This is a genomic window from Vibrio sp. 1F255 (assembly GCF_041439145.1).
Lineage (GTDB): Bacteria > Pseudomonadota > Gammaproteobacteria > Enterobacterales > Vibrionaceae > Vibrio > Vibrio crassostreae_C.
On record NZ_JBGONQ010000006.1, the window covers coordinates 125,406 to 146,796 of the forward strand.

A 21,391-nucleotide genomic window follows, 5' to 3' on the forward strand; every position below is an offset into this window, starting at 1 on the left:
TAATGATGATTTTAACCATCGTGGCTTAAACATAGGGAGCATGTTGAGAGGCATAAATATAAACCATAGCCAGATGTTTAATAAAAGTTACAAAATGGCTAAATGTAAATTCTATTTATCGGTTGGCTTATTTAAGTCGAAGAGAAAATATTTAGTACTAATTCGTGTTCAAAAGTGGTTTCTGTACTGAGTGTGTACTCGGTATCTGTTAACAATAAAGGATGAGTCATGTTTAAGAAAAACATATTAGCAGTGGCGCTATTAGCGACTGTACCAATGGTTACTTTCGCAAATAACGGTGTTTCTTACCCCGTACCTGCCGATAAATTCGATATGCATAATTGGAAAATAACCATACCTTCAGATATTAATGAAGATGGTCGTGTTGATGAAATAGAAGGGGTAGCCATGATGAGCTACTCACATAGTGATTTCTTCCATCTTGATAAAGACGGCAACCTTGTATTTGAAGTGCAAAACCAAGCGATTACGACGAAAAACTCGAAGAATGCGCGTTCTGAATTACGACAAATGCCAAGAGGCGCAGATTTCTCTATCGATACGGCTGATAAAGGAAACCAGTGGGCACTGTCGAGTCACCCAGCGGCTAGTGAATACAGTGCTGTTGGCGGAACATTAGAAGCGACATTAAAAGTTAATCACGTCTCAGTTAACGCTAAGTTCCCAGAAAAGTACCCAGCTCACTCGGTGGTTGTTGGTCAGATTCACGCTAAAAAACATAATGAGCTAATCAAAGCTGGAACCGGTTATGGGCATGGTAATGAACCACTAAAGATCTTCTATAAGAAGTTTCCTGACCAAGAAATGGGTTCAGTATTCTGGAACTATGAACGTAACCTAGAGAAAAAAGATCCTAACCGTGCCGATATCGCTTATCCAGTGTGGGGTAACACGTGGGAAAACCCTGCAGAGCCGGGTGAAGCGGGTATTGCTCTTGGTGAAGAGTTTAGTTACAAAGTGGAAGTGAAAGGCACCATGATGTACCTAACGTTTGAAACCGAGCGTCACGATACCGTTAAGTATGAAATCGACCTGAGTAAGGGCATCGATGAACTTGATTCACCAACGGGTTATGCTGAAGATGATTTTTACTACAAAGCGGGCGCATACGGCCAATGTAGCGTGAGCGATTCTCACCCTGTATGGGGACCTGGTTGTGGCGGTACTGGCGATTTCGCTATCGATAAAAAGAATGGCGATTACAACAGTGTGACTTTCTCAGCGCTTAAGTTGAACGGTAAATAGCACATAGCATAACCAATAGGCTAGCTAGACGCAGTCCTTAAGGAATATTTTCGAAGACCACTTAACCGAATGTTGAGTGGTCTTTTTGTTTTATATGAGTTTTAAGATGACCTTGGTATTAATGTGACCTTGGTATCAATGAGGGTGTGCTGAAGCCTACCAATGAATGGTACAGCTAAAACAATACAACCTTGTCAAAAGACAAGGTTGTATTCAGAACGCGTGGGAAGATTTTAGGACGGCAACTCGATACGGAGTTTAGTCATACATCAACTCTTTAGCTTTGTCGGCATCAAACTCTTTAAGAGACTTTCGAGCCAAATGACGGAATGGGAAAGCTTTAACGACTTCTTCGAATGGTTGGATAGCGAAAGCCCAAAAGATAGAACCGTCTAATCCAAAGATGATCAATGCACACAATGGAATTGAAATTACCCATTGACCAGTAAAGTTGATTTTGAAGACTGCGGTCGTTTTTCCTAGTGCTCTTAGTACATTCCCATGAACCGTGTTGTAGCCACGAACAATTGGCAAGAATATGTAGAGTGGGGCGATAACGGCCAATGCTTGATAGGTAGATTCATCCAAGTTCGGGTAAATGTCACCAATGACCAGACTTAATCCTGCGAATAAGAGTGCACAAACGAAAGAAATGACGACTGCAATATCGATACTGGTATCGACGTTTTTGACTAGGTCATCCATCTTTTTGGAGCCAATCGCTTGGCTGATAGTAATCGCGGAAGAGTGAGCCCAAGCGGTAATAAATTGAGAGACAGCCCTGATCCAAGGCATCACCAAAGTAATCGCTACGTAAGCGTTGATGTTAAGTTGCGAATACAACAATTGATATATCGTTGCGCCAATCAAAAGCATGGTCACGTTCGCTGCTACGGGGAATATTTCGATAAAGTGACGGCGAACGTTGGTAAAGAATTCAGATCGCTGAGCGTCTAATTTGAGTGAAATCGCAGAGCTTAAATGCACGCACAAAACTAAATACAGCAAGCGGATCGTTATTGCAATAATGCTGCCTAATGCAGCACCTTGTACACCAATGCCTTCAAAATTAGAAAAGCCATGAATCAGCACATACGAGAGTACAGCATTGATAGGCAGTTCAATTAAGTAACCTTTGAATGGGACTTTGGTTCTGCCTAGCGCATTAAATAAAGCAATGATCACCTGCGTTAACGCGGTAAAAATAACGATGTATTTCGAGATGTCTAGATAGCGGCTGATTTCTAAGTGAAGGGAAGCGTCGTCTGTTAATGCTTGAATCAATGGTTGTTCGAAAAAAGTAAGTAGAAGCCAAAACAGTGTTGCTACGCCAAGGTTGATAAATAACCCTGCCCAAAATGCTTTAGATAATGACGCGGCGATACCAGAGCCCACTGCGCGGCTTAATACTAACTGAGTACCGTTTGCCAGCGCCATTTGAATTCCCAGTACAAAGGCAACGATAGTCGTCGCAATCCCCATTGCAGCTAAAGGGATTTCACCAAGAGGAGAGACAAGCAGTGTGTCGATCATCAACATCGACTGCATCAAGATACCGTTTAAGGCGAGGGGCCAGGCGAGAGAGAAATTTTTCCTTACGTACGATTGTGAAGACACAAACAACACCTTATGTGTATAACCGTAAGCTTTCTCTGAGGTGGCGGAGTAGAGCGTTTAAAGAAGAAAACACTACGGTAGTTGATGGTTAAAAAATGGGTGCTAAAACAAGACTGACTTGTGTCTTTGAAAAACAAGTCAGTTTGGTTAATCTCGGTTATGCGATGGCTAATTCAACCCTAGAGAGCTTTTGGTTCTCATCGTCTAGCAGGACTTGAGAAGCAATTCGAGCTTGCTTGGCATCGCCAGACATTATTGCGTCGTAAATCGCTTTGTGTTCTTCTAAACAGAAGCGACCGCCTTCAGCGGAGTGGTCGATAAACTGCTTGAAGATAGTCGACAGAATGTTCGCGAATGGAATGTAAAATTGATTACCTGTCGATAAGAAAATCGTTTGGTGAAACAGGTGATCGTTGGTCGTCCACTCTTCATAATCGAAGCTATTTGCTGCGATGGTCATTTTCTGGAAAAGAATCGAAAGCTCTTTGCGTTGCTCTACAGTTGCATTGGTTGCAGCGAGCGCACACGCTTCCGGGTCAATCGCTTTTCTTAAGCCTAAAAATTGAGACAAGAAGGGTTTAGTATCTTCTAAATCTTGGATCCAGTACAGCAATTGCGGGTCCAAGAAGTGCCACTGTGTTCTCGGTTTGATACGAGTGCCCACTTTTGGCTTCGACTCGATTAAACCTTTTGCCGAAAGTAGCTTAGTTGATTCTCGAAGGGCAGTTCTGCTCACTCCAAAGATTTCGCACAGCTCCATTTCGCTGGGTAACTTTTGATTTTCTTCTAACTCGCCTGACAAGATCTTGCGAGCAATTTGTCTCGCCACTTGAACATGAATTCGGCGGCTTGAATCTTCCACCAATGTAAATATTGACATTTAAACCACCTGAAATTGAAACTTTGAAAACACTAAAAGCCAGACGAATCTGGTGTTTAGTGTCAGTGTATACGTCGAATTTAGTGTGAGGTTTTCCCTCATCTACTCGGGTCTGTTAACCTTATATAGTGTGGCGAACTTAAATCGCTGAGTGAGCTTATATAAACCAGCTAACTAGGGCGTTATTTGTCCGCCATTAACATCTAGGATTTGACCTGTGATGTAACCGCTGCAAGCGTGCGATGCAAAGAAAGCAAATGACGGAGCAACTTCATCAATATTGCCAAAGCGTCCCATTGGAATGTTGTTAGCAATGGTCGCTTTCAAATCGTCGCTCTTGCCATCGTGAAATGCGGTGTCGATAGTGCCCGGTGAAACAATGTTGAAACGGATATTGTCTTGCGCGAACTCTTTCACCCAATTACGGTGAATATCGTGTAACCAAGCTTTCGATGCGGCATAGATGCCAGCACCAACACCACCGCCTTCGCGAGCGGCAATAGATCCTGTGCTAATCACACAAGATGTTTGCCCGGACTCAGCAGCAGAGGCGCGTAAGTGCGGGATAGAGAACTTAGTTGTCATCAGCGCAGAGCGAACATTAAGGTTCATTACGCGCTCATAAAACTCATCATCGATATTTTCTAGGTTGGCACGACCGCCAAGACCGCCTGCGTTATTGATCAACACATCCATCCCACCGAAGTGTTCGGTGAACTCGTTAACTAATTTTTCGCAATCCGATGTTTCCATCAAGTTCGCAGGGAAAAATGCAACATCGCCACCAAGCTCCTTGAGTTCGGCAACAACGTCATCAACTTTTGGGCTAGAAGCACGACTATTGATACCAATTTTTGCACCATACTTTGCGAAAATACGTGCTGTAGCTAAGCCCATACCTGCAGTAGAGCCAGTAATTAGAATGCGTTTGCCTTTTAAATCGTTAAACATCACAGTCGCCTATATTGTAGATCATTCGCGTTAATAAATCATACAATAACACTTGCAGTATTCAAGGATAGTCATCTCAAAACTGATCATCAACGACATAAATAGTGAGAGTAAGAGTCGTTTTGTGAGTTTGCGCATACAAAAAACGGTGTAAATAAGAACCATTTGTATGAATAAATGTTTTTAATTAGTTTGATGAACTAAATACTTATAATATTCATAAAATCTTCGCTAGCCTATATCATTCGTGACCTCACGTTATTCTTATACTTAGTTGGTGCAGATATAAATCAGTGCTATAGTCCGAGTTAAATAATACATATCTAATAAGTAAGTAGACACATGGCTGGCTCTTTCAATTCTATTTCAGGCTCTAAGCGAAGCCTTCATGTGCAAGTTGCACGTGAAATCGCTCGTGGTATTTTGTCGGGCAATTTGCCTCAAGGTTCTATTATCCCTGGTGAGATGGCTCTGTGCGAGCAATTTGGTATCAGTAGAACAGCATTAAGAGAAGCGGTTAAGCTTCTGACTTCAAAAGGCCTATTAGAATCTCGTCCTAAGATCGGTACTCGCGTTGTTGACCGTGCATTCTGGAACTTCTTAGATCCACAATTGATCGAATGGATGGACGGTTTGGCCGATACAGACCAATTCTGTCATCAGTTTTTGGGTTTACGCCGCGCGATTGAACCAGAAGCATGTGCATTGGCTGCTCAGTTCGCGAGCGCTGAACAACGCATTGAACTGTCGGGCATTTTCCAACAGATGGTAGAAATATCAGGTGCTGAAGAGTTTAACCAAGACAGTTGGCTAGATATTGATATGAAATTCCATAGCCTCATCTTCAATGCAACAGGTAATGACTTTTACCTTCCATTTGGCAATATCTTAACGACAATGTTTGTTAACTTTATTTCTCATTCTTCAGAAGAGGGAAGTACGTGTATTAATGAACACCGTCAAATTTATGAAGCAATCATGGCGGGTAACAGTGATAAAGCACGCCAAGCTTCTGCAAGTCATCTATTAGATACTAACCACAGATTGCCAGTAGCAAGCTAGCTTAGTGTTTTGGGTGAGGTTTCAACTCTAAGGTCTTAGCCGTTTCTATCGAGCGTTGCTCTGGATACCTAGTGGAGTCAACCTAAAATTGCTGTTACTACAGACAGTTATCTATTGAAAGCACGTTTAATACGTGCTTTTTTTACATCCAAAATTGATGAAAACTTGACCGATGTCCAATATTTAGTCTTATGTGCGTTGTTTTGCTAAAACCGCTAGTAACCAGCATTGTTAGTTATATAATAATACTAATCAAATTAATGCGAGTGTGATTATATGCCTCAGTCTCTATTGCCAAATATTCTTCAGTTCATCGGTCAGATAGACCCTTTCGATAAGATCCCTAAAGAAGCGCTTCGTGACCTCGCTTTTAATGTTCAGATTACCTATCTAGCCAAAGGGGATGTCGTCGATCTATGCGAGTCAGGAAAAGAAAAGTCGCTCTATATCATTCGAACAGGATCTATGGAGCAAAGAAAATCGGACGGTGTGCTTCGTGCACGGTTAGGCAGTGAAGATCTGTTCGGCTTCACGTTCTTAGATTCTGAAGTTAATGATGATAAAGGCTATAGAGCTGTCGCAATTGAAAACACCTTACTTTATGTTATTCCACACTCGGCGCTTCAAACACTTTTCAAAGCTTTTCCAAGTTGTGCTGAGCATTTTGCTTCACAGGCCCAAGTTCGTTTGAAATCGGCACTGGATGTGGTTTGGTCAAACAAAGAGAAAGGCTTGTTCATTCGTAAGGTTGAAGAAGTCGCAAGCGGACAGGTGGCAATTGTTAAGTCCCAGCAAACCATCCAATCGGTCGCGGTTGAAATGCTTCATCAACGCTCACCCTGTGCTGTAATTTATGAGGATGAGTCGATTGTAGGCTTAATTACTGACCGAGATATGACTAAGCGAGTGATTGCCCACGGCGTGAGTACTGATAGCCTTATTTCTGAGGTGATGACGCATTCTCCTCTTACGGTTAAACCGGACGATTTAGTGCTACACGCCGCGTCTATTATGATGCAGTTTAATATTCGCAACTTGCCGGTTGTGAAAGAGAACAAAGTCATTGGGCTTCTTACCACGTCTCACTTGGTTCAAAACCACCGTGTTCAAGCCATTTTCTTGATTGAGAAAATCAAATACGCGGGCAGTGTGAAAACCATGTCTTCATTTACCTCGGAACGACAAGCTATATTTGAAGCGCTGGTGGAAGGTAAAGTTGCACCGGAAACAGTGGGTAAGGTAATGACCATGATTATGGATGCCTACACCCGCCGATTAATTCAGATAGCAATTGACAAGTTAGGCCCACCACCTTGTGACTTTTCTTGGATTGTTGCGGGTTCTCACGCTCGCAATGAAGTACACATGTTATCGGATCAAGACAGCGCGATTGTACTTTCTGACGATGCAACCGACAGTGACCGTATTTATTTCAAGCATTTAGCGATGATGGTAACAAATGGATTGGCAAGTTGTGACTATCCGTTATGCCCAGGAAAATTCATGGCTGCGACGCCAAAGTGGTGTCAGCCACTGGGTGTTTGGAAGCACTACTACAAGAAGTGGGTAGCAAACCCTGAATATGAGCGTCTACTCAATATCAGTGTTTTCCTTGAAATTCGCACTATTTACGGTAACAGTGAATTTGAGGGCATTCTTCGTGATGAGTTGCACTCCAATATTCGCAATAATCGAGAATTTTTGAGCACGTTGGTGAAAGATGCGGTGAACACTAATCCACCATTGGGCATTTTTAACAGCTTGGTGTTAGAGAAGTCGGGAGAGAACAAGAAAACGCTCAATGTGAAGAAATACGCGATTAACCTGATTATCGATCTCGCACGTATATACGGGCTAGCCGTTGAATGTGATTTGTCTGCAACCGACGAGCGTTTTGCAGCTGCGAACGAGAAAGGTATGCTCAGTGATGACGCGTTCAAGAACATTCTGGGTGCGTATCAGTTCATTTTATCTTTCCGATTTGGTCATCAACTTGAAGCTTTGAAGAATGGGGAGGTACCAGACAACAACATCAACCCTGATAGCTTTGGTAGCTTTGAACGTAAGCACTTGAAAGATGCCTTTAGGATCATAGCTGATCTCCAAGAGGCGGCGAAGATTCGTTTTGGAGCGCGCTAATGAGAGCATTGTTAAATTATTTTCATCCGCTTGAGCGAGTCAAGCGCAAGCGAAAGCAATACCTAAATACGGTTAAACTGCCTGAAGCATTACACGATCTTGTTGAACAGCCGTGTCCAGAGATGGCGGATTTGGCTAAAGATAGTGAGTATATTGTGTTAGATCTTGAAACGACGGGCTTAGACAGTGAACAAGATCTGATTTTATCGATGGGGTGGGTTGATGTGGTTAAGGGGCGAATTGATTTGGCATCTGCCAAACACATCTATCTTAACAACGACTCTCAGATCAACGCAGAAACCGCGGTTATTAATCACATTACGCCGCAAATGTTGGAAGAGGGCGCGTCAATTCATGATGCCATGCTGACCTTTTTTGAAGCCGCAAAAGGTAAAATCATTGTTGCGCACGCTTGTGTTGTAGAAGAGAAGTTCATTAGTCAATATCTACTTCGATGTTACGGATTGAGAACGGTGCCTTTGCTTTGGTTAGATACATTGTGTATTGAAAAATCTATGGAGAAAGCGATCAGTAATCATGAAGAGGTAGATTTAACTTTGGCAGGCACACGTGACAGGTATGGTCTTCCTGAGTATAACAGCCACAATGCGTTAGCTGATGCCGTTTCGACAGCGGAATTGTTTTTGGCTCAGCAGAAGCGAGTTGTGCCTAACGATAATGTGACCGTTGCCTTTCTCTATCGGATTAGTCACTAGGAAAAAGAGCTGCAAGTGCGCGGCTCTTATTTTACTGATTTTAAAGGAAAAAAAGCCAGCGATTAAGCTGGCTTTTGTTTAGGTCTTAGAAAATTAGGACAGTAATTATCTTAGATTATTCATGTAGCTATCGATTAGAAGCTGTAAGTTAGACCAACACGGCTACGCAGTTCACGAGTCGCTTTAGTTGATGAAGTGCTCACATCACCAAACTCTACATATGGTGCCCATTGACCCATAATATGGCGAATGCTTGCGTTCAACTCGTAGTTGGTATCGTCGTTGTCGTAGATGTCATAGCCATCCGCTTTGTAGTAGTTACCTTCTAGACCAAAGCGCCAGTTTTCCATTGAGTAGTTAACGTTTGCCGTTAGACGGTGACGACGTTGATTAGAAACGTTTTTATTAACCGTGATTGGAACACCGTCACTATCAACAATAACATCACCATTGTCATCGAATTGATACTCTGAGCTGCTAGTGTTCTGTCTCATATCGTAACGGTAACGAGCACTTAGGCTTAGGCCATCAACGCTATCCACTTTGTATGTTGCACGAACTTGAGGCTTGTATGTAACGCCAGATTCACGAGCTTCAATTGGCATACCGTAAGTCATTGTCCAGTTATCGTTTAGTACATGACGGTAGTTTAGACCAAGCTCCCAACCATTGTTCTTCAAATCTTCCATGAATTTACCGTCTTCTCCCTTGAATTTCGCTTCGATATCTACAAGGAAGTTGCCAATGCTATCGCCAAGTTTTACACGAGTAGCGTGTTGATCTGTATGACTCTTGTATTCGTGTCTCATATCGAAAGACGCAGCAGATACAGAGCCAGCAGCGAGTACAGATGCCACAGCAATCACGATTTTAGTTTTATTCATGGTATTAATTCCATATTTATATGGTTGAGTATTGGCCATAATTACAAGCCAAATAGAGTAGTTCTTGTCTTAAATGCATTTTGTTTTTGAAATTATTTCTTGGTTATTTCAAATTTGTTTTGCATTTAAATAATACAAATATGGTAGCGATCCGAGGCGTGATGATCTGTGAACTTGATCGTGTTGTTAGGACAAAACCACTATTTACAAAGGGTTACAAAATCGAGTTGTTTCGTTAAGTTGATGTTTTTTAGTGATTTGTTTGGCTGTTGATAATGGTTTTGAAGAGTTTTGTTCATCAATAAATGTGCGCTACAGCAAAAAATTGAACCTTTAGATATCATTTTTATTTGTAATACATTATTATTTACTAACTTTCTGTAGCAACACATAACTTTGCTGTGTTGATTGCATGAACAGACGGTGTGAAGCCGAATAAGTAAGAGTGGTCTTGAAGCTAAATGGATTAAATCCACCGCTTTAAGAACATGAGACATTTACTTGAGGTGATTTAAAGCTCAATCAGAGAAGGTTTGAAATGTAGTAGGCAAGGTAGTGACATAGCCTGCTATATAAGTATGAACTTGATAGGAATGAACTGGGTTCGAATCGTTACCCGTTGTTCTCATCAGCGACAAAGAAGAAATCGTTGAAGTGCTTGCGAAAGCATTTTGATTATTGCTCCCAACTATTCTAATTATAACTTCTGCTTTCATCTAGAAAGGTAGGAGATGGTAGTCGAAGATCTACCCTTGCGCTCATGTTGATACAGGCAACATGAGCGTTTTTTTATTTGAAATTTGAGTAGAGAGTCGTGTGCGGCTCAATAAGCGTGTAAACCGCGGCTTAAGAATAGGCTTTTAGGTTGGTGACAACACGCTCAAGTGAGTCTGTTACAGCATCAAAGCCACGAACATTCACGCTTAATCACATGAATGTTCGTTTCTCTTCTCTTCTCTCTTAGTTGCAGACGTGTAGCTGCAAACTTTAACAGCAGGCGTTTAGTTATATCAAAGAGCTCCGTGAGAGCTGTTCTTGAGGCTTAGCTTTCTGTAGGCATCCACACCTGTTTAGAGGTGACTTTGTGATCTTTAAAGGTCAGTTCTTCAACTTTGTCACCGTTAGTATTCCAGCGAGTAAGTTTTCCGTTCGCGACTTCACCTTCATCAAACTTCGCTTGGCTGGCCTTATTACCGTTCGGGTAGTAGTCCGTTACCAATCCATCTTTTTGTCCGTCGCTGTATTCAGCTGTCAGGCTTTGTTCCCCATTGGGATACCAGCGAGAGGCGGTGCCTGATAGTTCATTGTCTTTATAATTGAGTTCTGCTTTTTTCTGTCCGTTTGGATACCAGGTTTCAGCTTTGCCTTGCAGTTCACCTTTTACGTAATTCACTTTAGAAGCGACTTGGCCATTCGGATACCAGTTAGTTTCTAGCCCAAGTTCTAAGCCATCGGCAAACTGAGCTTGGGTCGCGACTTGGCCGTTATCGAACTTCTCTTCAAATTGACCAGTGAAAGGTTTTGAATGGTTTACTTGGTAAGCCACGCCTTTACGCATCTGTAAGTAGTCAACAGCATCTTCACGCGGTGTTGCTGCATAGCTCATAGAAGATACCGTACTAAGAGCAATTAAGATTGGAACGTATTTCTTCATAATGACACCTTTTTATTGGACGGGGAAAGTGTAACGGGTGTGTTAAAAGCATTTCACTTCCGTGTATCCCTGTCAGTATCTAATAGTGGTTTTCAAGTTTTCATTATTGGCTGCCTAATATAGGGAACTTTTAAAAGAAAATTTCCAATTCTATTTGTACTACAAATGAGTTGGTTTGATTTATTTTTATAAATTATATCTAACGATATTTTTGCTGCTCTTCTTTAAGTTTTGATCGTCAAGAATAATAGTTTTTAACGATGAATCTTCGATTTTTAGAGACTTTGTTCATGTTTTTCGGGGTTTTGGTCGAAATTTAGTGCGGATAACTGCACTGACTTGAGGAATTGCGCTCCTAGGTGGTGCAACTTTGAACTCGATCACTTGTATGATTAATTGAGTGTCAGACTGTAAGATCATTGTCACGCATTTGGATTATTGTAGTACAAATATACTTGCCATTTATTTATAGTGACCTCAACAAAAAAACATAAATAAAAGGTCTAACGATGGAACTCAATACCCTGATAGTTGGCATCTACTTCCTATTCTTAATTGCGATAGGGTGGATGTTTCGAACGTTTACAAGTACGACAAGTGATTACTTCCGTGGGGGAGGTAATATGCTGTGGTGGATGGTAGGTGCAACCGCATTTATGACCCAGTTCAGTGCTTGGACATTTACTGGTGCAGCAGGTAAAGCCTTTACCGATGGCTTTGCCGTAGCGATTATCTTCATCGCGAACGCATTCGGTTACCTAATGAACTACCTTTACTTCGCTCCGAAGTTCCGTCAACTGCGTGTTGTGACGGTAATTGAAGCGATTCGTATGCGTTTTGGTAAGGTGAATGAGCAAGTATTTACTTGGTCTGGTATGCCAAACAGCGTTATCTCTGCAGGTATTTGGTTGAATGGTCTAGCAATCATCGCATCGGGTATCTTCGGCTTTGATATGACAACGACGATTGTCCTAACGGGTCTGGTTGTACTGGTGATGTCAGTGACGGGCGGCTCTTGGGCGGTAATCGCATCTGACTTTATGCAGATGGTTATCATCATGGCAGTAACGGTGACATGTGCAGTCGTTGCTATTTACCACGGTGGCGGTGTTACGCAGATCATTAGCGACTTCCCAACGGATTCGTTCATCACGGGTGACAACCTTAACTACATGAGCATCTTCAGCATCTGGGCTGTGTTCATCTTCTTAAAGCAGTTCAGCATTACCAACAACATGCTTAACTCTTACCGTTACCTTGCTGCAAAAGATTCAAACAACGCACGTAAAGCAGCACTGCTTGCTTGTGTACTAATGACGCTTGGTCCAATCATCTGGTTCATGCCTTCTTGGTTCATGGCTGGTCAAGGTGTTGATTTAGCAGCTGCTTACCCAGAAGCTGGCAGCAAAGCCGCTGACTTCGCTTACCTTTACTTCGTTCAAGAATACATGCCTGCAGGTATGGTTGGCCTTCTGATTGCCGCTATGTTCGCAGCAACAATGTCTTCAATGGACTCAGGTCTAAACCGTAACTCAGGTATCTTCGTTAAGAACTTCTACGAGCCGATTCTTCGTCCTAAAGCGACAGAGAAAGAGCTAATGGTTGTTTCTAAACTAACGTCTACCTTCTTCGGTATCGCGATCATCTTGGTTGCTCTGTTCATCAACTCTCTTAAAGGTCTGAGCCTTTTCGACACCATGATGTACGTGGGCGCATTGATCGGCTTCCCAATGACAATTCCAGCATTCTGTGGCTTCTTCATCCGTAAAACACCGGATTGGGCAGGTTGGGGCACGCTAGTTGTAGGTGGTGTGGTTTCTTACTTCGTTGGTTTCGTTATCACTGCGGACATGATTCAAAACTGGTTCGGTCTAAATGAACTAACTGGCCGTGAGTGGGCTGACCTGAAAGTGGCTATCGGCCTTATCGGTCACATCATATTTACTGCTGGCTTCTTTATTCTTTCAACACTGTTCTACAAGCCTCTTGCTGAGCACCGTGAGAAAGACGTAGACAAGTTCTTCAACAACCTAGCGACGCCACTAGTTGCTGAAAGTAATGAACAGAAGAAACTGGATAACAAGCAACGTCGTATGTTGGGTTCACTTATCGCGGTAGCGGGTGTGGGCGTAATGACTATGTTCGTACTGCCAAACCCAATGTGGGGACGCATGGTATTCGTTCTGTGTGGCTTGATTGTGTTCTCTGTTGGTCTGTTACTTGTTAAAGCAGTCGATGACAAAGTCGAGCAACAAGACGAAGTGACTCCAGCCGAAGGCTAATTTAATACGCATCCTAAATAACATCACGGCCACCTGAACGGGTGGTCGTCATTTTTATAATCCAAACTTTAATGTGAGATGTACGATGAACAAAAAACTATTATCGGTAAGCATTATTAGCGCGTTCACACTCGCTTTTGCAACAGGCTGTACAACACAAGAAAAAACAGCATCCGTAGTCAGTGTCGCTGAACAAGCTACGCCTGCTGTTAGCGAAATTGACCGTAGTTACCTATTGAGCAGTGACCGCTTAACAGAGGTAGATGGCGACACTTTAGCCGTTGCTTCGGAAGAGCAAGTGGCTGCGCTTAAAGCACAATTTGAAAACCTAAAAGATGGCGACGAAGTGGTTATCCCTGCCGGTAAATACGCGAACTTAGGTCAAGTGACGATCACGGCGAATGACATCACTATCAAGGCAGAGCAAGCAGGTTCTGCGTGGATCACGGGGTTGATTCAGTTTGAACTGAAAGGCGATGACATCACGCTTGATGGCTTGGTATTTACTGAAGGCGGCCCTAAAGAACGCTTTGGTGCAGTTCGTATGATGGGTAATGGCAATACGCTTCAAAACTCAACATTCTACTACTTCAACCACGATTACACGTACGAGCCAGACGAGCGTCGTTCTGAGTATCCAAAGTACCTTTGGGTTTCTCTATGGGGTAAAGACGGCAAAGTCATCAACAACCGTTTCGAAGGTAAGCAAAAACGCGGCACTTTGATTGGCGTACAAAAAGATGACACAGCTGATAACCACCTGATCGCAAACAACATCTTCATGGACCAAAAGCCTAACCAGTTCAACGAATTCGACATTAAAGAAGCGATTCGTTACAACGGCAACAGCTGGGAAGCGATCCGTATTGGTGATTCTAAAGCTTCACAGTGGGATTCAAGTTCTAAGTTCGTGAACAACCTAATGATCGATATGGATGGTGAGCGTGAGCTTATCTCGATTAAGTCGGGCGACAACACGATCTCAGGTAATACTATTTTCCAAAGCACTGCGCTTATTTCACTGCGTCACGGAAAAGGCAACACAGTTGAGAACAACATGATTCTTGGTAATGGAAAGCGCCTAACGGGCGGCGTCCGTATCTACGATGAAGACCATGTGATCCGCAATAACTACATTGCAAATACTCGAGGCCGCGATGGCTTGATTGAAGGCAACGCTGACCTACGTGGCGGCATTGTTATCAACACAGGTATCATCGACGTAGCGAATGGTGAGCAGTTAGATCAATCGGTGAAAGGCAAAGAGCTTAACAAGCAGTGGACACCGAAAAACATCACTATCGAGAACAACTCTCTAGTTGATACTGAGTGGGGCATTGTTTACGGCAACCAAAGTCACCGTGTAAGTTTGTTTGACAACGCAGAAGTGGAAGGCATTTATGCGGGTGTTGATGTGGCGTTTAAACACAATGTGGTTGATAACTCGCAGTCACCTGAATTTGTAAGTGTCCGTGCAACGCAAGACTTCCCATTAGTTGGCGCAACCTACACAGACGAAACTTACGTAGGTCAAGTAACGGATTCTGAACTGATCGAAGGCTACTCGGTTGAGCTACCAAAAGTCGTTGTAGAAAATGGCATTAACGCTTACCAAGGTGAAGGCGCAGACGTGTCTAAACTTGCGGTTGTGACAGCTGAAACAGCGGGTCCAGACTACGTGCTTGAGAATACGACTAAGTAATTTATTAGTTAATGGCTAATGGCTAATGGCTAAAGGTTAATGGCTTGAGCTACCAAATCAATTCACGATAGCTGTCCTGACCATAACACTTAAAAAGCCTCAACAGATAATGTCTGTTGAGGCTTTATCGATCTTAGGTCGTGATCATCTCAATCTTACGTCGAGACTACTGTGATTTATACTTATGCAGTAGATCCCAAGGGATATGACATAAGTGGTGATCTTCAGGGAAGTGACTTAAGTGATGCTGGTGGATGTCGTCGCTGGCAACATAATTGGTCAACGGCAACACCTCAACAGCGATACGGTCGGCATCATCTCTTGAAGAAATATAGTGCTTAGCTTCGGTTAAGTGTTCTGCATTAGTGCTGTATACACCTGTGCGGTATTTCTCTCCGACACCTTGTTTATTCAAGCTGTAAGGGTCGATAATCTCAAACAAGTGTTCCATCAAAATCGTGACTGACGTGATGTTTGGATCAAATTCAATTTGTACGCACTCCGCGTAGCCATTGTAATCGCTTTGTGTGCCGTCGCTTTGTGTCGTTTTGTTCTCTGTTGGCTGGGCGCTTCCATTAGCACGGCCTGCTTCTGTGCTGATAACACCAGGAACGTACTTAATAAATTCTTGTACACCCCACAAGCAGCCGCCAGCTAAATAAATTTGTTCCATACTTCTCTTTGAGCTCTCTGTGTTTGTTGATGTTCGTTAGGTACCCGAATCAATACGATGATACCCGTACGTATAAAAAAGCGTCTATAAAAATGAGCGCGCAAATAAAAACAAGCGTTTAGGCATTGTAAACCTGTGCGACTGAACAAACATAAGTTTAATATGATTTGTGATTATATAAGTCAGTATTGCTTTGTCATCAACTCGAATCTCAACATCAAGTGAGCGTTACTCTAAACATGTTTGATCAAATAAAAGACTTCATTAATCCGAGCAAGAACCCAGACTTGACTCAGGCTCATGAATATCAGCGCAAGCATCTTCCTACATTGTGGCTGTTGGGCAAAACGGGGGCGGGCAAGTCATCGTTTATTCAAGCGGTCACGGGCGACTCTTCTGTAGAAGTGGGCAATGGTTTTGCGCCTTGTACCATGACGGCGATGTCGTATGAGTTTCCGCAAGACAAACCCGTGATGAGGTTTCTTGATACCAGAGGACTCAGCGAAGCGAATTACGATGCGAAAGAGGATTTGGAAGAGATTGGTCAGGCAGGTAATGCGTTAGTCGTTGTAATGAAAGCCGACGAACCTGAACAATCCGCTGTGCTTACGGCTCTAAAACAGATTAAGAAACAGAAGAAGATTAAACACTTGTTGCTGGTTCATACGGCGGTGTTGTCTTCCAGTGAACCAGATCGAGCAAGGCAAATTCAGTTCAACACCAACCAAGTAGAGAAGGCTTGGGGTAAAGAGTTTGAATCGGTAGCGGTCGATTTCGAAACGGATGACAACGCTATGTCTAACAGCGAAGCGGTTTACAACTATGACATCTTGTTAGAAAAGCTGAGCAGTATTCTTCCGGTGATAGGAATGATGGTGCAAGACAAAGAACATTCCACGCAAGAAGAAGCCAACTTTGATCAAGTAGAAAACGAAGTGCTTTGGTATGCAGGAAGTGCCGCAGCGAGTGACCTGATTCCGGGTGTTGGTTTGGTGTCGGTACCTGCGATTCAAGCCAAAATGCTTCACAGCTTGGCCAATCAATATGGGGTCGAATGGAATAAGAGAGTCTTTAGTGAGTTGATAGGCACTCTGGGAAGCAGCTTTGCTTTGCAATACGGAATGAAGCTGGGCACTCGACAGTTGATAAAGCTGATTCCAGTTTATGGTCAAACGGTAGGTGCGGTGGCTGCAGCGGCAATGAGTTTCGGCACCTCTTATGGTTTAGGTCGCGCGGCTTGTTTTTACTTCTATCATAAGAACAAAGGTGAAGAAGTGTCTGAACAAGAGATGCAGAAGATCTACAAAGAATCTCTGAAAAAAGGAAAGGCGGCGTCGGGTTATGAAGAAAATTAGAAACCTATTTCGATTACTGGCGGTGCTATCGAGCGGACGCTGGGGCATTGCCCTGATTTCGGCGATCTTCCCAAGCATTATCATGATGGGTTTTGGTGTCTTCTTGGCGATCAAATACGGTTATCTACTCGAAATGTCGATTGCCATTGCCGTGAGTACCTTGGTGTTCACCATTCCTTTATTCATTTCTAGCCGTTCTTCAAGCCGCTCTTCAAATAAAGAGTCTTTCTCGAATAAAGAGAGTGGCGGCCTTGGCGAGGATACTGCTGAAGCTGAATCACAGCATAAAAAAGCTGATATCAACGATGCATTGGTTAAGGCTTCGGCTGATTGGTCTCAAAAAGAACTGTCGATCTGGAATGATTCAAAACACCATGTACGCCAACAATTAATGGTCGACATAGAGTGGGGTAACCTAGACCAAACCGGTTTAGAGGTACTTGAATTTGTTGCGAAAAAGTTTGATAAGAAATCGCTCGATTTCTCGATTCCTGAAGGGCTAAAGCTGTTCGAAGAGGTAAGCCGACGCTACAAATTGGTAGTGCGAGAGCATATCCCCGGCATTGAGTATCTCAAGGTTTCTTACATCAAAGCGGGCTACGAAGCCTACGATAAATACGGTGAGCTAGGACAGAAGATCTTCAAAGCGGCTATTTGGGGTAACCACCTTAAAAACTTGTATTTGAATCCACTCAAGGTGATTTCTGATTTAGGGAGAGAGCAAGCGACATCTTCAATGACAAGAGGTGTGGTTGATGACATGCAATACGCCGCCAAACAAGCCTTATTAGATGAAGTTGCGGCGGTGGCGATTGATCTCTATAGCGGACGTTTCAGCATTGAAGATGAAGCATTGAAAGCGTCCGATGTTTCTGAACTCGACGAACAACGCTTTGCTCCAGAGCTAGAGCCTGTGCGAATCGTGCTGGTGGGACAAACCAGTTCGGGTAAATCTTCACTTATCAATGCACTCAAGCAAGAGTTGGTTGCAGAAGTGGATGTGCTGCCATCAACCGACACTTCAACGGTGTATAACGCGTTTGTCGACGACAATGATGTTCGCGTTGTTGATCTTCAGGGGCTTGATGGCAATCCTAAAACCGAAGCCTTAATGCTGAAAGAGATGACCCAAGCGGATGTGGTGCTATGGGTGCTTAAAGCCAATCAGTCTGCACGTGATTTGGATAAGCAATTGAAAGATAAATTTGATGCTTTCTATGACGATCCTAAGAACATCTCACGCAAGAAACCGATTGTGGTGTCGGTTGTGAATCAGGTAGACAGATTAAAGCCTGTAGACGATTGGCAGCCACCGTATGACTTAGAGAATCCAACATCGACCAAAGCGAAGATCATTGCTCAAGCGCTCGAATACAATCATATATTGCTGCAAACCGATATCGTGTTACCGCTGGCGATTGCGCCAGAAAAGGTACAGTTTGGTTTAGATAGTTTAAGGCAGACGTTGATAGAGCGTATCGCTGACGCAAATAACGTTCAGAGAAACCGCCAACGTTTAGAAGCCATGAAAAGAGGCTCGTCGGTTAAAGGCCAACTGAATAAAGCAGTCAAAGTGGGTAAGAAGGTGGCACCCAGCGCATTGAAAGCGGCGACACCAAAACTGGCTGAAATGGCCATCAAGCAAGCCGTGAAGAAGAAGTAAGTCATTCACTGCGAATACGGTTCTGGTGAGGTTTGAGCCTCATCAGAATTTATCTTTTCTAGATCGGCGAGTTTTGGATCTTGGCTTTATTAGATGATGGCTTTATTAGATGATGGCTTTTTTAGAAAATAGCTATCTTCGCCCCTTATTAGAGAGGTGTTGATTTCAAAAGAGATTTGATATTATTAAGGTTCTCGCTGAACTAGTTTAATAGCATATAAACAGCTGTGATTCACATTTTATATAACACGCTATCGTATTTAATCATCATTCTAAATATTGATCACATTTATACTTTTTTAAGCTGTATTTATAAAACAATTGCACTATATTTAAACTTCGGATCATCTTGATTTCAACGTAGGGATATATTGTGAACATGTATCTGAAATGGCAATCAACAACTTGGCTAACCTTGTTAGCTTGGTATACCTTAGATCACCAACTCTCGTTCCACCTTTCTTCAGAGTAGTACCCTCTAGGCGTCACGCGCCAGCAAAGCAGCGAGCTTTGTTTACCTATCAGCAGCTTTGATAACCTTTGAACGTATGAATGTCGCACTTATTATTCCGTGTGGGGTATTCGTTTTTTGTCGTTCTCGCTAATTATCTTAGCCTCTGTTTAGGTTTGATTAATAAGTCATTATTTAATTTGTTTATTTTCACTGTTAATTTTCTGTGTATCTTTATACGGAACTATTAATTTAATAGTGAGGACTCGTGACATCTAAAGAAAATACATTTCGACCTGATCGGAATGTATTGAAAGGTATTATTATGGAAAACTTCAAACATCTACCAGAACCGTTTCGTATTCGTGTTGTAGAGCCAGTAAAAAGAACAACTCGCGCCTATCGTGAACAAGCCATTGTCGACGCGGGCATGAACCCATTTTTGCTCGACAGTGATGATGTGTTTATCGACTTACTGACAGACAGCGGAACAGGATCTATCACTCAGCGTATGCAAGCCGCGATGTTAATGGGTGATGAAGCTTACAGTGGTAGCCGCAGTTACTACGCATTGTCGAATGCGGTTAAGGATATCTTCGGTTACGAGTTGACGATTCCAACACACCAAGGACGCGGTGCAGAGCAGATCTACATTCCGGTTCTTATTAAGAAGCGTGAAATGGAGAAAGGGCTCGATCGCAGCAAAATGGTCGCCTTGTCGAACTACTTCTTCGATACAACACAAGGCCACACTCAAGTGAATTGCTGTGTGGCGAAGAACGTTTATACCAAAGAAGCGTTCGATACCTCAGTGAACGCGGATTTCAAAGGCAACTTCGATGTGGTGAAGCTGGAAGAAGCGATCTTAGAAGCGGGCGCAGCCAATGTTCCCTACATTGTGAGCACCATTACTTGTAACTCTGCTGGTGGACAGCCAGTGTCTATCGCCAATCTAAAAGCCGTGTATGAAATCGCTCAGAAGTACGATATTCCTGTGATCATGGACTCGGCACGCTACGCAGAAAATGCCTACTTCATTCAACAACGTGAAGCGGGTTATCAGGATTGGACAATCGAACAGATCACGCGTGAGTCTTACAAATACGCGGATGGTTTAGCTATGTCTGCCAAGAAAGATGCCATGGTACAAATGGGCGGCTTGTTGTGCTTTAAAGACGACGCTTTCATGGATGTGTACACAGAGTGTCGAACCTTGTGTGTGGTGCAAGAGGGCTTCCCAACCTATGGTGGCTTAGAAGGTGGCGCGATGGAGCGTCTTGCGGTTGGCCTTTATGACGGCATGCGCCAAGATTGGTTAGAGTACCGTATTGGCCAGGTTCAATACCTTGTTGATGGCTTAGAAGCGATGGGCATCGTGTGCCAGCAAGCAGGCGGTCATGCTGCGTTTGTCGATGCGGGTAAATTGCTGCCTCATATCCCGGCTGGTCAGTTTCCCGCACATGCTTTGGCGTGCGAACTCTATAAAGTCGCGGGTATCAGAGCGGTTGAGATTGGGTCTTTGCTGCAAGGACGCGACCCAGCAACAGGTGAACAACACCCATGTCCTGCTGAGTTGTTGCGCCTTACCATTCCTCGCGCGACCTACACACAAACGCACATGGACTTCATCATCGAAGCATTCGAAAAAGTGAAAGAGAATGCTGGGAAAGTGAAAGGGCTCGATTTTACTTACGAACCGCCGGTGTTAAGACACTTCACCGCGCGCTTGAAAGAGGTAGAGACTAGCGAGAAAAAAACAGGAAAAAAGAACGAACAAACGCTCGAAGAAGCATTTTAAAATAAAAACATAAGCGAATAGTCACTAGAACCCTAATCAAAGGCTCCCTCGGGAGCCTTTTCTTTTTTTGGATGGTAGGGGAGTTAGGCAGTTAAGCCTTTAAGTAGTTAACCCGTTAAAAGCTGAACTACGCTTGTTTGTTTTTCAGGGTAGACTTCAACATTTGGAATAACCACTGATTCAAAGGTGCGTCTTTTTGCGAGCGGCGGCAGCTCATCACATAGCTCACATCTATGGTTCATGTTCGATTGTTAAAGTTACTCCAACAAAAACACAGATACCAAACGAACAAAGAATT

At 43.2% G+C, this 21,391-nt stretch carries 15 protein-coding genes and 1 pseudogene; 9 read left to right on the forward strand and 7 right to left on the reverse strand.

From position 1 onward, the window contains the following. The first annotated feature begins 228 nt into the window (after positions 1 to 228). Entirely contained in the window at positions 229 to 1,266 is a 1,038-nt protein-coding gene (locus ACED41_RS05965) for a polysaccharide lyase family 7 protein (RefSeq protein ID WP_017063622.1), read from the forward strand. A 258-nt stretch (positions 1,267 to 1,524) separates the two neighbouring features. Here the strand turns inward: ACED41_RS05965 and ACED41_RS05970 are convergent, their stop codons facing one another. From ACED41_RS05970 to ACED41_RS05980, 3 genes are all read right to left on the reverse strand, one after another. Then, positions 1,525 to 2,892: an MATE family efflux transporter gene (locus tag ACED41_RS05970; RefSeq protein WP_081322222.1), complete on the reverse strand. Its 1,368-nt coding sequence runs from the start codon at positions 2,890 to 2,892 to the stop codon at positions 1,525 to 1,527. A 148-nt stretch (positions 2,893 to 3,040) separates the two neighbouring features. After that, positions 3,041 to 3,763: a FadR/GntR family transcriptional regulator gene (locus ACED41_RS05975; protein ID WP_017063624.1), complete on the reverse strand. Its 723-nt coding sequence runs from the start codon at positions 3,761 to 3,763 to the stop codon at positions 3,041 to 3,043. A gap of 174 nt (positions 3,764 to 3,937) precedes the next feature. Then, entirely contained in the window at positions 3,938 to 4,714 is a 777-nt protein-coding gene (locus tag ACED41_RS05980; RefSeq protein ID WP_371724644.1) for an SDR family NAD(P)-dependent oxidoreductase, read from the reverse strand. A gap of 342 nt (positions 4,715 to 5,056) precedes the next feature. Here ACED41_RS05980 and ACED41_RS05985 point away from each other — a divergent pair, with 342 nt between their 5' ends. The 3 genes from ACED41_RS05985 to ACED41_RS05995 all read left to right on the forward strand — a co-directional run bounded on the left by ACED41_RS05985 (position 5,057) and on the right by ACED41_RS05995 (position 8,631). Next, on the forward strand, positions 5,057 to 5,776 hold the full coding sequence (locus ACED41_RS05985; protein WP_010438385.1) for a FadR/GntR family transcriptional regulator: 720 nt from the start codon (positions 5,057 to 5,059) through the stop codon (positions 5,774 to 5,776). A 276-nt stretch (positions 5,777 to 6,052) separates the two neighbouring features. Continuing rightward, the gene (locus ACED41_RS05990; protein ID WP_010438388.1) at positions 6,053 to 7,915 is read left to right on the forward strand and encodes a DUF294 nucleotidyltransferase-like domain-containing protein; all 1,863 of its coding nucleotides are present in this window, start codon (positions 6,053 to 6,055) and stop codon (positions 7,913 to 7,915) included. After that, on the forward strand, positions 7,915 to 8,631 hold the full coding sequence (locus tag ACED41_RS05995) for a 3'-5' exonuclease (RefSeq protein ID WP_371724645.1): 717 nt from the start codon (positions 7,915 to 7,917) through the stop codon (positions 8,629 to 8,631). The genes ACED41_RS05990 and ACED41_RS05995 overlap by 1 nt, the downstream gene beginning before the upstream one ends. 134 nt (positions 8,632 to 8,765) lie before the next feature. Here the strand turns inward: ACED41_RS05995 and ACED41_RS06000 are convergent, their stop codons facing one another. Both ACED41_RS06000 and ACED41_RS06005 read right to left on the reverse strand, forming a co-directional pair. Further along, positions 8,766 to 9,515 (reverse strand): oligogalacturonate-specific porin KdgM family protein, encoded by a 750-nt coding sequence (locus ACED41_RS06000; protein WP_371724646.1) that lies wholly within the window; start codon positions 9,513 to 9,515, stop codon positions 8,766 to 8,768. Positions 9,516 to 10,557: 1,042 nt separating this feature from the next. Next, the gene (locus tag ACED41_RS06005) at positions 10,558 to 11,169 is read right to left on the reverse strand and encodes a toxin-antitoxin system YwqK family antitoxin (RefSeq protein ID WP_017061462.1); all 612 of its coding nucleotides are present in this window, start codon (positions 11,167 to 11,169) and stop codon (positions 10,558 to 10,560) included. Positions 11,170 to 11,678: 509 nt separating this feature from the next. Here ACED41_RS06005 and ACED41_RS06010 point away from each other — a divergent pair. Beyond that, positions 11,679 to 13,451, forward strand: a complete 1,773-nt coding sequence (locus ACED41_RS06010) for a transporter (protein WP_371724647.1) — start codon at positions 11,679 to 11,681, stop codon at positions 13,449 to 13,451. Positions 13,452 to 13,536: 85 nt separating this feature from the next. Next, positions 13,537 to 15,153: a polysaccharide lyase 6 family protein gene (locus ACED41_RS06015; RefSeq protein ID WP_371724648.1), complete on the forward strand. Its 1,617-nt coding sequence runs from the start codon at positions 13,537 to 13,539 to the stop codon at positions 15,151 to 15,153. A gap of 166 nt (positions 15,154 to 15,319) precedes the next feature. Here the strand turns inward: ACED41_RS06015 and ACED41_RS06020 are convergent, their stop codons facing one another. Further along, on the reverse strand, positions 15,320 to 15,826 hold the full coding sequence (locus ACED41_RS06020) for a peptide-methionine (S)-S-oxide reductase (protein WP_371724649.1): 507 nt from the start codon (positions 15,824 to 15,826) through the stop codon (positions 15,320 to 15,322). Between the two features lie 239 nt (positions 15,827 to 16,065). On the opposite strand from ACED41_RS06020, the gene ACED41_RS06025 reads away from it, so the two are divergent. The 3 genes from ACED41_RS06025 (at position 16,066) to tnaA (ending at position 21,093) form a co-directional block, all read left to right on the forward strand. Continuing rightward, positions 16,066 to 17,181, forward strand: a complete 1,116-nt coding sequence (locus ACED41_RS06025) for a YcjF family protein (RefSeq protein WP_017063633.1) — start codon at positions 16,066 to 16,068, stop codon at positions 17,179 to 17,181. Further along, a complete protein-coding gene (locus ACED41_RS06030) occupies positions 17,168 to 18,844 on the forward strand; it encodes a GTPase family protein (protein WP_371724650.1) in 1,677 nt (558 codons plus the stop codon). The genes ACED41_RS06025 and ACED41_RS06030 overlap by 14 nt, the downstream gene beginning before the upstream one ends. Positions 18,845 to 19,620: 776 nt before the next feature. Beyond that, the gene (tnaA, locus tag ACED41_RS06035) at positions 19,621 to 21,093 is read left to right on the forward strand and encodes a tryptophanase (RefSeq protein WP_371724651.1); all 1,473 of its coding nucleotides are present in this window, start codon (positions 19,621 to 19,623) and stop codon (positions 21,091 to 21,093) included. A 127-nt stretch (positions 21,094 to 21,220) separates the two neighbouring features. On the opposite strand, the pseudogene ACED41_RS06040 reads toward tnaA, so the two are convergent. Beyond that, positions 21,221 to 21,331 (reverse strand): annotated as a pseudogene (locus tag ACED41_RS06040) (LysR family transcriptional regulator); the annotation flags it as partial. Positions 21,332 to 21,391 lie beyond the last annotated feature (60 nt).

Excerpts from the sequence above, each read along its gene's own strand:
- ACED41_RS05965 (WP_017063622.1), top strand. The coding sequence starts at position 229 with ATGTTTAAGAAAAACATATTAGCAGTGGCGCTATTAGCGACTGTACCA.
- ACED41_RS05975 (WP_017063624.1), bottom strand. The coding sequence starts at position 3,763 with ATGTCAATATTTACATTGGTGGAAGATTCAAGCCGCCGAATTCATGTT.
- ACED41_RS05980 (WP_371724644.1), bottom strand. The coding sequence starts at position 4,714 with ATGTTTAACGATTTAAAAGGCAAACGCATTCTAATTACTGGCTCTACT.
- ACED41_RS05985 (WP_010438385.1), top strand. The coding sequence starts at position 5,057 with ATGGCTGGCTCTTTCAATTCTATTTCAGGCTCTAAGCGAAGCCTTCAT.
- ACED41_RS05990 (WP_010438388.1), top strand. The coding sequence starts at position 6,053 with ATGCCTCAGTCTCTATTGCCAAATATTCTTCAGTTCATCGGTCAGATA.
- ACED41_RS05995 (WP_371724645.1), top strand. The coding sequence starts at position 7,915 with ATGAGAGCATTGTTAAATTATTTTCATCCGCTTGAGCGAGTCAAGCGC.
- ACED41_RS06000 (WP_371724646.1), bottom strand. The coding sequence starts at position 9,515 with ATGAATAAAACTAAAATCGTGATTGCTGTGGCATCTGTACTCGCTGCT.
- ACED41_RS06005 (WP_017061462.1), bottom strand. The coding sequence starts at position 11,169 with ATGAAGAAATACGTTCCAATCTTAATTGCTCTTAGTACGGTATCTTCT.
- ACED41_RS06010 (WP_371724647.1), top strand. The coding sequence starts at position 11,679 with ATGGAACTCAATACCCTGATAGTTGGCATCTACTTCCTATTCTTAATT.
- ACED41_RS06015 (WP_371724648.1), top strand. The coding sequence starts at position 13,537 with ATGAACAAAAAACTATTATCGGTAAGCATTATTAGCGCGTTCACACTC.
- ACED41_RS06020 (WP_371724649.1), bottom strand. The coding sequence starts at position 15,826 with ATGGAACAAATTTATTTAGCTGGCGGCTGCTTGTGGGGTGTACAAGAA.
- ACED41_RS06025 (WP_017063633.1), top strand. The coding sequence starts at position 16,066 with ATGTTTGATCAAATAAAAGACTTCATTAATCCGAGCAAGAACCCAGAC.
- ACED41_RS06030 (WP_371724650.1), top strand. The coding sequence starts at position 17,168 with ATGAAGAAAATTAGAAACCTATTTCGATTACTGGCGGTGCTATCGAGC.
- tnaA (WP_371724651.1), top strand. The coding sequence starts at position 19,621 with ATGGAAAACTTCAAACATCTACCAGAACCGTTTCGTATTCGTGTTGTA.